The 14,899-nt window shown below is 73.5% G+C and carries 11 protein-coding genes and 1 pseudogene; 2 read left to right on the forward strand and 10 right to left on the reverse strand.

All coding sequences use genetic code 11. The annotated features are described in order from the left end of the window. The first annotated feature begins 2 nt into the window (after nucleotides 1–2). Nucleotides 3–476, forward strand: coding sequence for a hypothetical protein (locus AC07BS_RS26895; RefSeq protein ID WP_478934737.1), 474 nt, complete (start codon nucleotides 3–5; stop codon nucleotides 474–476). Between the two features lie 16 nt (nucleotides 477–492). On the opposite strand, the gene mycP is transcribed toward AC07BS_RS26895, so the two are convergent. The 8 genes from mycP to AC07BS_RS26935 form a co-directional block, all read right to left on the reverse strand. Then, nucleotides 493–1,698 (reverse strand): type VII secretion-associated serine protease mycosin, encoded by a 1,206-nt coding sequence (gene mycP, locus AC07BS_RS26900; RefSeq protein WP_478934738.1) that lies wholly within the window; start codon nucleotides 1,696–1,698, stop codon nucleotides 493–495. Nucleotides 1,699–3,250: 1,552 nt separating this feature from the next. After that, nucleotides 3,251–3,712: a hypothetical protein gene (locus AC07BS_RS26905; RefSeq protein WP_478642043.1), complete on the reverse strand. Its 462-nt coding sequence runs from the start codon at nucleotides 3,710–3,712 to the stop codon at nucleotides 3,251–3,253. Between the two features lie 91 nt (nucleotides 3,713–3,803). After that, entirely contained in the window at nucleotides 3,804–6,161 is a 2,358-nt protein-coding gene (locus AC07BS_RS26910; RefSeq protein ID WP_478642169.1) for a xanthine dehydrogenase family protein molybdopterin-binding subunit, read from the reverse strand. 23 nt (nucleotides 6,162–6,184) lie between these two features. Next, the gene (locus AC07BS_RS26915; RefSeq protein WP_478642046.1) at nucleotides 6,185–8,143 is read right to left on the reverse strand and encodes a (2Fe-2S)-binding protein; all 1,959 of its coding nucleotides are present in this window, start codon (nucleotides 8,141–8,143) and stop codon (nucleotides 6,185–6,187) included. Further along, nucleotides 8,140–9,045 (reverse strand): FAD binding domain-containing protein, encoded by a 906-nt coding sequence (locus AC07BS_RS26920; protein ID WP_478642049.1) that lies wholly within the window; start codon nucleotides 9,043–9,045, stop codon nucleotides 8,140–8,142. The genes AC07BS_RS26915 and AC07BS_RS26920 overlap by 4 nt, the downstream gene beginning before the upstream one ends. A gap of 323 nt (nucleotides 9,046–9,368) precedes the next feature. Further along, nucleotides 9,369–11,117 carry a beta-N-acetylhexosaminidase gene (locus AC07BS_RS26925; RefSeq protein WP_478934739.1) on the reverse strand — a complete coding sequence of 583 codons (1,749 nt, stop codon included), beginning with the start codon at nucleotides 11,115–11,117 and terminating at the stop codon, nucleotides 9,369–9,371. 155 nt (nucleotides 11,118–11,272) lie between these two features. Then, a complete protein-coding gene (locus AC07BS_RS26930; RefSeq protein ID WP_478642053.1) occupies nucleotides 11,273–11,560 on the reverse strand; it encodes a DUF3039 domain-containing protein in 288 nt (95 codons plus the stop codon). Between the two features lie 30 nt (nucleotides 11,561–11,590). Further along, nucleotides 11,591–12,223, reverse strand: coding sequence for a YqgE/AlgH family protein (locus tag AC07BS_RS26935; protein ID WP_478934740.1), 633 nt, complete (start codon nucleotides 12,221–12,223; stop codon nucleotides 11,591–11,593). 263 nt (nucleotides 12,224–12,486) lie between these two features. Between AC07BS_RS26935 and murA the strand changes: the two genes are divergently transcribed. After that, on the forward strand, nucleotides 12,487–13,818 hold the full coding sequence (gene murA / locus AC07BS_RS26940; RefSeq protein ID WP_478642057.1) for a UDP-N-acetylglucosamine 1-carboxyvinyltransferase: 1,332 nt from the start codon (nucleotides 12,487–12,489) through the stop codon (nucleotides 13,816–13,818). 328 nt (nucleotides 13,819–14,146) lie between these two features. Here the strand turns inward: murA and AC07BS_RS26945 are convergent, their stop codons facing one another. Both AC07BS_RS26945 and AC07BS_RS26950 read right to left on the reverse strand, forming a co-directional pair. Then, the gene (locus AC07BS_RS26945; RefSeq protein WP_004951951.1) at nucleotides 14,147–14,428 is read right to left on the reverse strand and encodes an HU family DNA-binding protein; all 282 of its coding nucleotides are present in this window, start codon (nucleotides 14,426–14,428) and stop codon (nucleotides 14,147–14,149) included. Between the two features lie 289 nt (nucleotides 14,429–14,717). After that, nucleotides 14,718–14,899, reverse strand: a pseudogene (locus tag AC07BS_RS26950) (NAD-dependent malic enzyme); the annotation flags it as partial.

Here is a 14,899-nt window from a genome sequence, read left to right on the forward strand (position 1 = left end):
CGATGGGCGCTCTGTGGGACAGGATCCGCGGCACCAAGTACCCCGACAGCGATGCCGTACCGCGCTCCGCCACGGAACTCCGGGACGCGCTGCTCGCGATCAACGGCCCGGCCGTGCCCTACCGCGTGCGCAAGGCCAACCCCTGGGAGAAGGCCGACGTGGCGGCGGAGTGGCGGGTCGAGTTCCGCGCCTTCGGCGAACGGGAGAACCAGAGACTGAAGATCCGGCTGCGCTTGGACCCGGCGCTGCGCGAAGCGCGTGTTCTTCAGGAACGGTGGATCACCACCAGTGGCAACATGAGCTGGTCGAAGGGGTACGGCCGCGGCAGGGGGTACACGGCGCACTGGACGTACGAGCGGGGAGCCGACGGCCGCCTGCACAAGGTCAAGCAGTTGGACACGCGGGACATGAGCAACGCCCTGCAGAAGGTGGTTCTCAGCTCGGGGTGGATCTGGCGCTGGGCACGCAAGCTGTGACCGGCCCGCGGCGAACCTAGCGAGGCAGGGCCCTCCGCCGACGTCGCACCGCGAGAACGGCCACGCCCACCGCCGTGACGACCGCGGCGCCGATACCCGCCACGAGCATGGTGCGATCGAAGTCGTCCTTGCCGGCACCGGACTCCGGGGCACCGGCGTGGCGCGGTGCCTCCGCCTTGTCGCCTGCGGCGAGCTCGGGGAGGGGGCTGGTGTCGGCGGGGCCGGGGTCGCCGGGGCTCTGGAGGGCGATACGGGGGCGGACGACGCCGTACCCGATGGTGTCACTGCGCCGCTCGCCGCTCTTGGGGCCACCGGCGGTGTTGATGAGCACACGCAACACCTGGTTGGCCGTCCAGCTGGGGTGCGCGGCCCAGACCAGGGCGGCGGAGGCCGAGGCCAGGGCGGTGGCCGCGCTTGTTCCATGGCCGCGGCATAGCCCGGTGCCACCACGGCAGGCCGTCACGATGTCGTCGCCCGGTGCCGCGAGGTCCACCTGCTGCCCGCGCTCCGATTCGTCCGTCGCCTTGATATTCGCGTCCACCGCGGCGACTCCCACCACGCCTGGGTAGGCGGCGGGGAAGAGAACCGGATTGCCCTTCCGTCCGGAGTTCCCGACGCCGGCGAAGACCAGCTTCCCCTTGGACAAGGCGTACTCGACCGCACGGGCAACGGCCGGGTCGTCTCCCGGGCCGGCCTGCGAGATGTTGATGATCTTCGCGTCGGAGTCCGCCGCATAGCGGATGGCCGGCGCCATGGTGCCGATCGAGCGAAATCCCCTGGCCGAAGCATCGGCGTTCGCAAAGCGCAGGGGCAGGATCTTGGCGCCTGGCGCGAGGCCGTATGTGCCCGATCCGCCGTCACCCCGGCCTGTGCCGGCGATGATGACGGCCATATCGGTCCCGTGCCCGTCGTAATCCGTGTGGGCGCCTCCTTCGAGACCTGAGAAGTCCCTTCCTTCGAGCACCTGCCCCTGAATATCGGGAAGTTCGGGGTCAACGCCTGTGTCCACCACCGCCACGGTCACGCCGGCACCGGTGCTTTCCTTCCACATTTCCTCGGCGTGCATCGCGTCGAGGTACCACTGACGTGAACGGATTGACTCGGCCTGAGCCGGCCCTGCTGAGACCACGAGTAGACCGAGCGCGGCGATGCCGCACGCCCCTCGCTTCCAGAGTCGGGCCGCAGCCCCTTTGTTCTGGTGCATGCCCTTGTCCGATGTCACTCGATGACGGGAGGAACGACACGACGACTACCGCGAGGCCACGATTCCTCGTCCTCGACCAGGTAGTCAGGCCTGCGGCTCTGCCTTCCGGTCCCCGGCGGGCGGTTGGGCTCGGCAGCGCGTACCAAACCGGCGCCTCCCGGGGTGAACGTCCGGTCCGCGTCCGGTCCGCCGCGTCGCTCCACGCGGCCGCCGACGATCCCGCCACGCTCGGTGGCCAGGCGACGCCCGTTGCCACCGCCGCCCCCTCCCCGCGGCGGGGCGCCCGGAGAGGCGCCGGCTGCGGGCGGGAACATTGCCTGCGAACGGGCCTGTCCCGGTTCGGTTCCGATGACCGTGCCACGGGGAAGCTGAGAGGACGGTGGCGCGACGGGCCGACTGATGGGGCGGCCGCCGAACACCCCGTCTCGTGGAACGGCTGAGGCAGGTGGGCCCGCGATGCCTCGTCCCGGCACACCCGGCGGGGTCACACGCCTAGGAGCTGCGGGAACACCTCCCCGTTCCGTTCCTGCCGGCATCCGGCTCAACGGACCCGTCGGCGGGATTCCGGGCACGGCGGTCACCGGAAGGACGCTCGGCGGATCGATCGAAGCCGGTGGAACGGCTGTGTTCGTCGCGGGGGGCACGGGCAGGTGGGGTGCGATCGTTACGCCGTCGACCTCCATCGGGGCCACCCGCGGCCCCGGATGGAACCCCCAAGCCGTGGGCATGGCGGGATTCGCCGTCCCGAGACCGTCCGCTGGGACTCCCTGCGGCTTGTGCTCGATGTACGGCATCGCCACCGAACCACTCTGGCCGGCGGGGACACCGGGCCCCGCCACCCCGGCGGGGTTCGGGATGTACTCCCGGCCCAGCACGCCGTCAGGGTCGCCAAACCCCGGCATCGGCCGAAACGTAGGCCGAGGCGCCTCCGCAATCTGATGCGCTGACCACGCGTACGAGTCCGCCAGCTTCCGCATCAGGCGTGCCGCCTCCGCCCGGTCCGCGTCCAGCCGCTGCTGCGCCTCGTACGCCTGACGCTGCGACGGACCCGACACCGGCTTCACGCCGCCCGACTGGTCCGACTCCAGAGGCGACGGCACACGCCCCACCTGGCCCGGGCGGGACTTCTGATACGCCTCCAACGTCGAACGGGCGTCGAAGGACGGCCTCGGCATCGACGACTTCACTGTCGCCAGTGTCGCCGCCGCATGCCCCATCCACGACCCCGCGCTCCCGCTCAGCTCGCCCAGCCGCAACGTCGCGTTCGCCAGGTCGCCGCCCCACATTCGGAAGGCGTGGCCCGCCTCGCCCTCCCATGACACCCCCGCCATGTGCCGTTTCAGGTCCTCCCCCACCTCCGCCAGCGACTGCGCCGCGGCGGCCAGGCGAGCGGACATCAGGTTCGTACGATCCACCTGCGCCCCGTCCACCATCGCGCACAGCTCGTCGTGCGTCTTCGACTCGAAGTCCGACGCGATCACCAGCCCGCTCACCGGCTTCGGCAGGAGCGGGGACGGGGACAGGGACGGGGACGGCGGCGCCGGCGGCGGCGGCGGCGGCGGAAGCGTCATCAGATGCTCCCCTCGTCGCTGCCCTTCGGCCGCGGCGGTGCGGCCTGCGGGGCCGGGTGGGGGGCGGACCTGGGGGCGTGGGGGTCGAGGCGGGGGTCGTAGAGGGCCAGGGTGCGGGCCTGGATGGCGGCCAGGCGGGCGCGCAGGTCCTCGTCGACGTTGGCGTAGCCGACGCGGGCGGCGTGGACGGCCGTGCCCAGGGCCTCGATCTGGTCGTTCAGCAGGCCGCAGAGCGTCTTCAGCTTGCCGTGGACGTCGTTGTACGCGCCGTTGAGCGACTCCACCTCGGCGAAGCCCACGCCGAGCTGGGCCGGCACGAGGTGGTTGTCGGCGACGCGGTCGGGGTGGGCCTCCGTGCCCTGGAGGGCGGTGAGGATGCCCTCGATCCGGCCGCGGAACCGCCGCAGCGACTCGAGCTCCGCTTCCAGTCCACCCGCCGCCGGTCCCGTTCCCGAGCCCACTTCGCCCCACCCCTCAATGTCATCCCCGTCGCGACCCGTCACAGCCTAGTGACAGGGGATGACATCCGCTTGAGTACGGGTACTCAGCCTCTCAGGCCTCCTGCGTCACGGCCGTCACCGCCGCCGCGGCCGTCTGCGGCCGGATCGGCAGCCGGTTGACCGGGCGGCCCGTGGCGGCGCGCACCGCGCCCGCGACCGCCGCCGGGGAGGTCACGACCGGGGCCGCGCTGATCGCCTTCGCGCCGAAGGGGGCGACGACGTCGCGCTCCTCGACCAGCTTGACGATGTGCACCTCGGGCGCGTCCAGCGCCGTCGGCAGGGCGTAGCCGGTGAGGTCGGGGCGGCGGACCTGGCCGCCGCTGGTGCGGAGGTTCTCCGTCAGGGCCGCGCCCACGCCCTGGGTGATGCCGGCCTCGATGCGGGCCCTGGCCTGGGCGGGGTTGAGGACGCGGCCGACGTCCTGGGCCACCGCCATCTCCACCACGCGCACCGAGCCGAGCTCGACGTCGACGTCCACCACCGCGCGGACCGCGCAGAAGGCCATGCCGACGAACGCGTCGCCCTGGCCCGTGTCGTCGAGGGGCTCGGTGGGGTGCGGGCGGCACTGGGCCGTCGCCCAGAGCTCCTTGCCGTCGAGCGCCTCGTCGACGGTCGTGCTCAGCACTCCGTCGTACGACGTGATCTTGCCGTCGGCGATCGTCAGCAGCTCCGTCGACATCCCGAACTGGTGGGCCAGCGGCTGGAGCAGCTGCGTGCGCACCATGCGTGCCGCGCGCTCCACCGCGCCGCCGGAGACCCAGGTGTGGCGACTGTGGGCGGCCGGGCCGGACGGGGGCTGGTCGGTGTCGACGGGGGCGACGTGCACCTCCTCGATACCGAGGATCTCCTGGACGATCTGGCGCGCCAGGGTGGTGAAGCCCTGGCCCGTCTCGACCGCCGCGCAGATCACCGTGGCGACCGAACCGCTGACCTTGACCGTGGCCGTGGAGACCTCGTCCGCGCCCTCCGCGCCGAGCATGTGGACCATGCCGAGGCCGTAGCCGACGCCGCGCCGCACCGCGCCGGGCTCGCCGGCGCCGTCGGGGCCGCCGGGCAGCAGCCAGTCGTCCTCGGGGTCGTCCTTGGGCAGGGCGGGCAGCGGGTAGTCGCGGACCGCCCGCAGGAGTTCGGCGACCGGGGCCGGGCAGGTCACGGTCTGGCCGGTGGGCAGCAGGTCGCCCGTCGCCATCACGTTGCGCATGCGCAGCTCGGCGGGGTCGAGCCCGAGCTTCGCCGCGAGCTTGTCCATCTGCCCCTCGTAGGCGGCGCACACCTGCATCGCGCCCTCGCCGCGCACATGGCCGGAGGGCGGGTTGTTGGTGCGAACGGCCCAGCCCTCGACGAAGGCGTGCGGGACGACGTACGGGCCGCAGGCGAACGCCACGGCCGCGGCCAGGGCCTCCCCGGAGGAGTCGGCGTACGCGCCGCCGTCCAGCAGGATCTGGGCCTCCACCTTCACCAGCTTGCCCTCGGCGTCCGCGTGGTGGCGGTAGCGCAGCAGGGTGGGGTGGCGGTGGACGTGGCTGAGGAAGGACTCCTCGCGGGTCGCCGCGAGCTTGACCGGGTGGCCGGTGCGCAGCGCCAGCAGGCCGAGCGCGATCTGCGTACCGACGTCCTCGCGGTCGCCCATCGCGCCGGGGACGCCCGTGACGACGACCTTCACCCGCTCCGGCTCCAGTCCGAAGCAGGCGGCGGCCAGGTCGCGGTCGTGGTGCGGGTCGGTGGAGGCGGTGTAGATCTCGACGCCGCCGTCCGGGCGGGGCACGGCCAGCCCGGCCTCGGCGCCGATGGGGGCGGGGTCCTGCCGGCCGATGCGGTACAGCCCCTCGACGACCACCTCGCCGACGACATCAGGGTCGCCGAAGCGCAGCGGGATGTGCCGGATCAGGTTCCCGTCGGGGTGCAGCGGTTCGGCGCCGAACGCCGCCTCCGGGTCGGTGACGGGCTCCAGCGGCTCGTACTCGACGACGATGGCCGCGGCGGCGAGCCGGGCGGTGTCGGGGTGGTCGGCGGCCACCGCGGCGATCGGCTCGCCGTGGTGGCGGACCTGGTCGGACGCGAAGACGGGCCGGTCCGCGACGCCCCTGCCGTGGGCGGCGTCGCCCGGTACGTCGGCGTGCGTCACGACGGCGCGCACGCCGGGCATCGTCGCCGCGGTGGAGGTGTCGATGGACAGGATGCGGGCGCGCGGGTGCGGGGCGCGCAGCACGGCGGCCCACAGCAGGCCCTCGGCCCACAGGTCGGCGGCGTACGGGAAGGTGCCCTGTGCCTTGGCGACCGCGTCGGCGGCCGGGAGGGAGACCCCGAGGCCGTGCGGCGGTGTCTCGGGGACGGCGGGCGGCACGAGGGAGGCGGTGATGACGGACGCCGGGATGTCACCCGCGCCCGTGCCACCCGCCATTCCACCCATCCCTGCCATCCCGCCCATCTCCGTCATGCCATCGCCCTTCCGCCGCCGCTGTCGCTGCCACCGCCGTCGCCGTACGGGTCGTACGGGTTGTGGGGGTCATACGGGTTGTGGGGGTCGTGCGGGCCCGTCTGGTGCGGGATGTTCGCCGTGGCCGGGTCGGGCTGCTGCTGCGCCCGGTCCTCCTCCAGGGCCGCGGCGGCCTCGGCGCGCTCGTCGGCGACCCTGCGGACGGCCTCCAGCACACCGCGGTAGCCGGAGCAGCGGCAGAGGTTGCCGCACAGCGCCTGGCGGGTCTCCAGCTCGGTGGGCGCGTGGTTGCCCTCCAGCAGGTCGTGCACGGTCATGGCGAAACCGGGGACACAGAAGCCGCACTGTACGGCTCCGCACTCGGCGAGCGCCCGCTGCACGTCGGACGGCTGCCCGTGCTCACCCAGGCCCTCGACCGTACGGACCTCCGAGCCGGCCGTGGTCGCAGCCGGCACCAGGCAGGAGGCGACGAGACGGCCGTCGACCTGCACGGAGCAGGCACCGCACTCGCCCTGCGAGCAACCGTCCTTGGCGCCGGCGAGCCCCAGGCGCTCACGCAGCACGTAGAGCAGCGACTCACCGATCCAGGCGTCCGTGACGGGCCGGTCGGTGCCGTTGACGCGCAGGACGTACGAGGCGCAGGGGTGTTCGTTGTGCGGCTGGGCCGGCGGCTCGACCGGCAGGGACGGCTGCTCCGGCTGCCCGTGCCCGGGCTGCTCGAGCGTCTCCGCCACCGGACCGGCCTGCGCCGGTACGCGGCCGCTCGGGTCGGATGCGTGGTCCTGCTCGTCCGGTACGGGGCCGGGCGCGCCGTCCCGTTCCGCGGTCGCCTCGGGTCCGGCGGGCCCGACGGCATCGTCCGCTACGGCCGGCGGCACGGCGTCGGCCGCCTCCGCGACCGGGGCGCCCATGACCGCGGGGTCCACGAGCACGGAGTCCACGACGGTGGGGTTCGGGCCCGGGGTGTCGATGCCCGGGGTGTCGATGCCCCGGGTGTCGAGCCCCGGGGTGTCCATGGCCGGGGTGTCCATGGCAGAGGAGTCCATGGCGGGGGAATCCGCGACCGGGAAGTCCATGGCCGGGGAAGCCGCAGGGGTGGCCTCCGTGGCGGCCGGGTCCACCGGCATCCCGGCCACCGGTCCGATGCCCGTCGGTCCGATGCCCGTCGGTCCGATGCCCGTCGGTCCGATGTCCGTCGCTCCGGCGTTCGTCGGCCCGGCGTCCGCCGGTCCGGGCTCCGCGGACGTCAGGTCCAGCCCCATGGGCGCGGCACCGTATCCGGCGTCCTGCGGCATCCCGTCCAGCACTCCGCCCGAGGCGTGGGCCTGGGCATGCGTCGCGGCGGTCGTCCACTCTCCGGTCGGATTATCGCCCGCACCGGTGACCCCGGAAGCGACCGGAGCGTACTCGTGGAGCGGCTCCGGGCCGGTGTCGCGCAGCGGGTACTCGCCGGACTCGTCCACCGTGTCGTCCCCGGCGGCCGGCACCGACCACTGGCCCGTGGCCGCGGGTCCGGACACCGGAACGCCGCCCGCGCCCTCGTCGGTCGCGAACGGCATCGGCCACGGCTGGGTGTCGTGCGGGTCGGCGGGACCGGCGTCGCCGACGACGCCGGGCGTCCCGCCCGGGTGCCCGTGCACGGGCGCGTGCCCGTGTCCGTGTCCGTACGAGGTCTCGTACGCGGCCGGTGCGGCGTCCCAGTGCTGCCCGCCGGGCGCCACCGGGACGGGCGGGGCCACGGGCTGCTGCCACGCGTCGGCCACCGGCGGGGCGTAGCCCGTGCCGGGCGCCGCCAGCGGGCCCCAGCCCTGCGCGCCGGTGCCGGGGTGGGCCAGGAGCTCGGGCGGGAGCTGCACGAACGTCGTGCCCTCCGCGTCCAGCTCCCCGCCCCGGGGAATGGGTTGCCAGCCGCCCTCGACGGGCGCATGGCTGTGTCGCTGCTGTTCGTCACTCACGCGAGTGCCCTCCCCAGAGCTCGGCGGGCCAGAGTCGCCACCGTACGACGGAGATGCAGCACGGCCGGCGGCAGGGTACCGGGCTCGGTGCCGTCGAGGGCGGACTGCGCGGGGGGCGGGTCGGGGATGCACGCGGCGGCCACGTAGTCACCGAACGCCGCCAGGGCGTCCGGGGCGAGCGTGCGTTCGCCGTCCCAGTCGACGATCGAGGAGACCCAGCGCTCGGCGTCGAACGGCCGCAGCGGCATCGGGGCGACCGCGCCGACCGCGCACCGCACGCTGCGCCGCGCCGGGTCGAGGACGACGGCCACGGAGGCGATGGCACGGCTGGGGCCGGTGCGGCCGGTGGCCTTGAGGAAGGTCTGCGGGGCGTGCAGCAGGGGCACGCGGACGTACCCGATCAGCTCGCCGGGGCGCAGCATGTCGAGGCCGGCCAGCAGGCGTCCGACGGGGATCTCGCGGCGCTCGCCGCCGGGGCCGGCGATGACCAGGGAGGCTTCGAGCGCGGCGAGGACGGGCAGGGCGTCGCCGGTGGGCGAGCCGGAGGCGATGTTGCCGCCGAGGGTGCCCGCGTTGCGGATCTGGGGCGGGCCGGCGGAGCGGGCGGCGGCCGCGAGGGCCGGGATGAGGGCGGCGAAGTCCGGGCGGCCCATGCGGGCGTGGGTCATGCCGGCGCCGAGCAGGGCGGCGCCGTCCTGGTACTGCCAGCCGCGGATCTCGCTGATGCGGCCGAGGCCGACGAGGGCCGCGGGGCGCAGGAGCCCGGAGTTGACGGCGGCCATGAGGTCCGTGCCGCCCGCGACGGGCACGGCCGTGGGCATGGCGGACAGCGCCGCCACGGCTTCGTCGAGCGAGCCCGGCAACGTCACCGTGTGCGCCGCCTGCGGTGCGTGCGTGGTCAACCCAGCTGCCCCTTCCCCGGAGGTCCCGACTGTTCCGCCAGGTCTCGCCGTACGGTACGTGCTGTCGGCCCGGACGTGGCAACTCTGGCACATCTTCCGGGTGCGCCGTCGCGAGGGTCCACGAACCGCCGGACCGTCCCCGCTCGGGAGGAAGACGAGGAAAGTCCGGAATCGAGCGCTCTCTCCCCTGTGGGGTCTGTGCGCACTCTGGGCCCTTTGCCTGCGTATTGCCATGTTTCAGCGACCCTTGTACGACTTACGGCAGTGTGTGAAGGACCACCGTGCCAGGGGCCGCTCCACGGTTCGTCAGCTTCCGGCGCGCCTCACACGATCGGGGGCGCGCCCTCGATCGGGCGTCCGAGCACGCCGGGCCGGCGCTGCCAGGGCCGGGGACCGCCGGGCGGACGGTAGTCGACGCCCAGCGCGTCGAGGCGGGCGTAGTGGGCGCCGGCCATCCGCCGCTCGAAGGCCGCGTAGTCGCGCGCGGCCGGCGGGGGCAGTACGGACCACACCGTCTCGGCGAAGGCGGCCAGCCGGGGGAACGCCTGGTAGTCGACGCGCCGCTGGTCCTCCATCACCTCGGTCCAGAGGTTGGCCTGGGCGCCGAGCACCCGCGCGGCCTCGTCCCCCGTCAACTCCGCCGGCACCGGCTCGAAGCGGTAGACGTCCTCCAGGGTGCGTACGCGGCCGATGGGGACGGGCTCGTCGTCGCCGGGCGCCTGCCGGTGGTCCAGATAGACCTGCCCCTCCGGGCACATGACGACGTCGTGCCCGGCACGGGCGGCGGCGATGCCGCCCGCACAGCCGCGCCAGGAGGAGACGGCGGCGCCCGGCGTCAGGCCACTACCGCCCTTACCGCCACCACCGCCGTCGCCACCACCGCCACCACCGCCACCGCCGTCGCCGCCGTCGAGGAGCCCACCCTCCAGGATCTCGTCCCAGCCGATCAGCCGCCGGCCCCGGTCGGCGAGCCAGCGGTCGAAGTGCCGGACGAACCAGGCCTGCAACTCGTCCTCGTCCGCCAGCCCCTCCGCCGCCATCCGCGCCCGGGCGGCGGCCGACGCCCGCCACTGCTCCTTGGGGCACTCGTCGCCGCCGATGTGGACGAAGGGTGAGGGGAAGACCTCCAGGACCTCGGTGAAGACGTCCTCGTAGAAGGCGAGCACGGCATCGGTGGGCGCGAGGACGTTCTCACTGATGCCCCAGGTGTCCCAGACCGACAGGGCGGTCGTATCGACAACATCCGTGTTGCCGAGGTGGGGGTAGGCGGCGATGGCGGCCTGCGAGTGGCCCGGAACGTCGATCTCGGGCACGACGGTGACGTGCCGTCCGGCGGCGTAGGCCACGATCTCGCGCAGGTCGTCCTTGGTGTAGTAGCCGCCGTGCGGGCGCTCGTCCCACAGCGGGGACGCCCGGTGGCCCACCTTGGTCCGCGACCGCCACGCGCCGGTTCCGGTCAGTTCCGGACGGCGCTCGATCTCCATGCGCCATCCCTGGTCGTCAGTCAGGTGCAGGTGGAGGACGTTGAGCTTGTGGGCGGCGAGCAGGTCGACGTAGCGCAGGACGCCGTCCTTGGGCAGGAAGTGCCGGGCGACGTCGAGGAGGACGCCGCGCCAGCCGAACCGCGGGGCGTCCTCGATCTCCACTCGGGGCAGCTCCCACCGGCGGCGGGCGGTCACCGGCGCCCGCCGGAAGGCGGCCGGTCCGAGCAGCTGACGGAGGGTCTGCGCGGCCCAGAAGACCCCCGCGGGGCCTCCCCCGGCGAGGCGCGCCGCCTCCTCGCCCACGGTGAGGCGGTAGCCCTCGGGGCCGAGCTCGCGCGTGACGGCGGGGTCGACGGCCAGCACGACGCGGGCGCCTCCGCTTCCGTTTCCCCCTCCGCCTCCGCCCCCGCCCGGCACCAGCGGCAGGCCGGTCGCCGCGCCGACGGTGGCGCGCAGCCAGCGGGCGGCGTCCTCGGTGCCGGGGCGCGCCTCGACGACGGTCGTGTCGTCGAGCACGAGACCGGAGGCGCGGGCTTCCGCGGGCCGCGCGCCCCGCAGCCGCCTCGGCGCCGGGATCAGATCCGTCATGGCACCCCCTGGGCGAACGTACGACCTGGCAGGAGGCTAGGGGCCGCCGTACCCGCGGACAAGGGCGGGAACGACGAACGGCTCCCGGAGCGCGTGCGTCGCGCCCCGGGAGCCGTGAGAGCCGGAGGTGGGGTGGGGGGAGGGTCCGCTACGGGCTACTTCTTGTCGCCCTTGCCGCCCTTGTCGTCCCCGCCGGCGCCCATGCCGTCGAAGATCTCCTTGCACATGGGACAGACCGGGTACTTCTTGGGGTCGCGCCCGGGGACCCAGACCTTGCCGCAGAGCGCCACGACCGGGGAACCGGAGAGCGCGCTCTCCATGATCTTGTCCTTCTGGACGTAGTGGGCGTAGCGCTCGTGGTCGCCGTCGCCGTGCGACACCTGGGGCGTCGGCTCTACGAGGGTGCCTGTACCTGCCCCGCGCTCGGGCTCGAGAGTGCTCATGGTCTCCAAGGGTACTGGGGTCGGGCCGGGTCAGTTGAGGCTCGGGTCGTCCGGATAGGTGGCGACCATCGCCAGTTCGTTGCGCTGACGCCGCAGGACGGCCCGCCACAGCCGCCGGGGGTCCGGGGACGACACGTCGCCCGGCTCGGACTCGACCACGTACCAGGCGCCCTCGACGAGCTCCTGCTCCAGCTGGCCAGGACCCCATCCGGAGTAACCCGCGAAGATCCGCAGTGAGCCCAGCTCGGCCGCCAGCAGCTCGGGCGGGGCCTCCAGGTCGACCAGGCCGATCGCCCCGTGCACCCGGCGCCACCCGATGGGGCCCGCGCGGCCCGGGTGGACCCGGGAGGCGGCCTCGGGCCCCTCGGGCCCCGCCGCGCCCGTGACGGCGTCGTGCGGCTCGCCGGGGACCACGGCGACGCCCAGGGCGGAGTCCAGCGAGACCGGGCCGCCCTGGAAGACCACGCCCGGCTCCCCCGCCAGCGCGGCCCAGGGCCGGAGGATGTCGCCGACGCCGACCGGTGTCGGGCGGTTGAGGACCACGCCGAGGGAGCCCTCCTCGTCGTGGTCGAGCAGCAGGACCACCGCGCGGTCGAAGTTCGGGTCCGACAGCGCGGGCGTCGCGACGAGCAGCCGCCCTGTGAGCGAGGACACCTCGGTCATGGCCACATGATCCCGCATTTCGGGGCAGGAGGGGGAGTGGACGGCGACGACCGGCGGGGGGCGGCGAGGGGGCGTACGAGAGCAGCGCCCGCGCATATGACCGGATTGCGACGCCGCGATAACCGGTAGCTACCATTCCATAAACGCAGAGTGTTGTGACAAAACCATTGCGTGCCCGGAGGGCCCTCGGAGCGGTGGAACCGGCCCCCGGTCGCATTACCCTTTCTTCTTGCCCCTTGCCCAACTCCAGGAACGCGAGATCCATGACCGGCCCTGACGATGTCCTGCTTGTCCACGGCGGTACCCCGCTCGAGGGAGAGATCCGCGTCCGCGGCGCGAAGAACCTCGTGCCCAAGGCCATGGTCGCCGCCCTGCTCGGCCACGGCCCCAGCCGCCTGCGCAACGTCCCCGACATCCGCGACGTCCGCGTGGTGCGCGGCCTGCTCCAGCTGCACGGCGTGACCGTGCGCCCCGGCGACGAGCCGGGCGAGCTGGTCCTCGACCCGACGTACGTCGAGAGCGCCAACGTCGCGGACATCGACGCGCACGCCGGTTCGTCGCGCATCCCGATCCTGCTGTGCGGCCCGCTGCTGCACCGCCTCGGCCACGCGTTCATACCCGGCCTGGGCGGCTGCGACATCGGTGGCCGGCCGATCGACTTCCACTTCGAGGTGCTGCGCCAGTTCGGTGCCACCATCGAGAAGCGCGAGGGCGGCCAGTACCTGGAGGCCCCGCAGCGGCTGCGCGGCTGCAAGATCCGCCTGCCCTACCCCTCGGTCGGCGCCACCGAGCAGGTCCTGCTCACCGCCGTCCTCGCCGAGGGCGTCACCGAGCTGTCCAACGCGGCCGTCGAGCCGGAGATCGAAGACCTCATCTGCGTCCTGCAGAAGATGGGCGCGATCATCGCGATGGACACCGACCGCACCATCCGGATCACCGGTGTCGAGAAGCTCGGCGGCTACAACCACCGCGCCCTGCCGGACCGCCTCGAGGCCGCCTCCTGGGCCTCGGCGGCCCTGGCCACCAAGGGCAACATCTACGTCCGCGGCGCCCAGCAGCGCTCGATGGTCGCGTTCCTGAACACCTACCGCAAGGTCGGCGGCGCCTTCGAGATCGACGACGAGGGCATCCGCTTCTGGCACCCCGGCGGCCCGCTCAACGCCATCGCGCTGGAGACGGACGTCGCCCCCGGTTTCCAGACCGACTGGCAGCAGCCGCTGGTCGTGGCCCTGACGCAGGCCTCCGGCCTCTCGATCGTCCACGAGACGGTCTACGAGTCCCGCCTGGGCTTCACCTCCGCCCTGAACCAGATGGGCGCCCACATCCAGCTGTACCGCGAGTGCCTGGGCGGCTCCGCCTGCCGCTTCGGCCAGCGCAACTTCCTCCACTCCGCCGTGGTCTCCGGCCCGACGAAGCTGCAGGGCGCCGACCTGGTCATCCCCGACCTGCGCGGCGGCTTCTCCTACCTCATCGCCGCCCTCGCGGCCGAGGGCACGTCCCGTGTCCACGGCATCGAGCTCATCAACCGCGGCTACGAGAACTTCATGGAGAAGCTCCGCGACCTGGGCGCGAACGTCGAGCGCCCCGGCGCCTGACCGGCCACCCACACCGGCCGGGGGTCCGGGGGTCGGCCCCCGGGCAAGCACAGCATGGAGAAGCTGCGCGACCTGGGCGCGAACGTGGAGCGCCCCGGCGCCTGAGCCCTCCGTGGAGGCACGGCGCCCCGGCGCCTGACCGGCGCCCGCCCGGCGCCTGACGCCCCGTAAGGCCGCGAGAAGCCCGTACAGACCTTCGAAGGTCCGTACGGGCTTCTTCGTGTTCCGCGGCCGTCCACGGGCCTGACAGGGCCTCATGAAGACCGAAAGGGCGGTCACCCCGGACCGGGGTGACCGCCCTGCGACGCTTTTACGCGGCGCCCGAGGCTTACTTGCCCTTCGCGGCTTCCTTGAGCTTCGAGCCCGCGGAGACCTTCACGCTGTAACCGGCAGCGATCTGGATCGGCTCGCCCGTCTGCGGGTTGCGCGCGGTCCGAGCGGCACGGTGGGTGCGCTCGAAGGTCAGGAAGCCGGGGATGGTGACCTTCTCGTCGCCCTTGGCGACGACCTCGCCGACGGTCTCGGCGAGCGCGGCCAGAACGGCGTCGGCGTCCTTGCGGGTCACCTCGGCGCGGTCGGCCAGAGCGGCCACCAGCTCACTGCGGTTCATGTTGTACTCCCGTGTTCTTCTTGCCAATGAGGCGTGAGATCGAAGCCGATGCTGCCAGGGCCCTCGGACAGTCCCCGGACCCGGGTCCGTTTGCCAGACCCTCGCGCCCGGTTACGCATCCTGCCCCCACCAGTGGCGGGAAAGCCAATCCGGCACCCTGGAGAGTCACACGGAAAGCGCCACGGCCGGCGCGCCACAGCCTCGGATGCGACCGCGTTTCCGCGGTCCGACGTCTGCCCGACACCTTATGGGGGGCCGTGGAGCCCCGCGCCACTCGACGCGCCGTGGGTCAGACCGTCGTGGCGGTCGTCACAGCCGCGCCGGCGGCCTTGGCGGCCTCCCGGACGGCTCCCGCGACAGCCCCGGCGACCTTGTCGTTGAAGACGCTGGGGATGATGTAGTTCGCGTTGAGCTCGTCGCCGGCGACGACGTCGGCGAGGGCGCCGGCGGCGGCCAGCATCATGTCGGTGT

The sequence above is a fragment of the Streptomyces sp. NPDC044063 genome, from assembly GCF_056434285.1.

Coding starts and splice junctions, on each gene's coding strand:
- murA (WP_478642057.1), top strand. CDS start 12,487: ATGACCGGCCCTGACGATGTCCTGCTTGTCCACGGCGGTACCCCGCTC.
- AC07BS_RS26930 (WP_478642053.1), bottom strand. CDS start 11,560: ATGAGCACTCTCGAGCCCGAGCGCGGGGCAGGTACAGGCACCCTCGTA.
- AC07BS_RS26925 (WP_478934739.1), bottom strand. CDS start 11,117: ATGACGGATCTGATCCCGGCGCCGAGGCGGCTGCGGGGCGCGCGGCCC.
- AC07BS_RS26945 (WP_004951951.1), bottom strand. CDS start 14,428: ATGAACCGCAGTGAGCTGGTGGCCGCTCTGGCCGACCGCGCCGAGGTG.
- AC07BS_RS26910 (WP_478642169.1), bottom strand. CDS start 6,161: ATGGGTGGAATGGCGGGTGGCACGGGCGCGGGTGACATCCCGGCGTCC.
- AC07BS_RS26895 (WP_478934737.1), top strand. CDS start 3: ATGGGCGCTCTGTGGGACAGGATCCGCGGCACCAAGTACCCCGACAGC.
- AC07BS_RS26935 (WP_478934740.1), bottom strand. CDS start 12,223: ATGACCGAGGTGTCCTCGCTCACAGGGCGGCTGCTCGTCGCGACGCCC.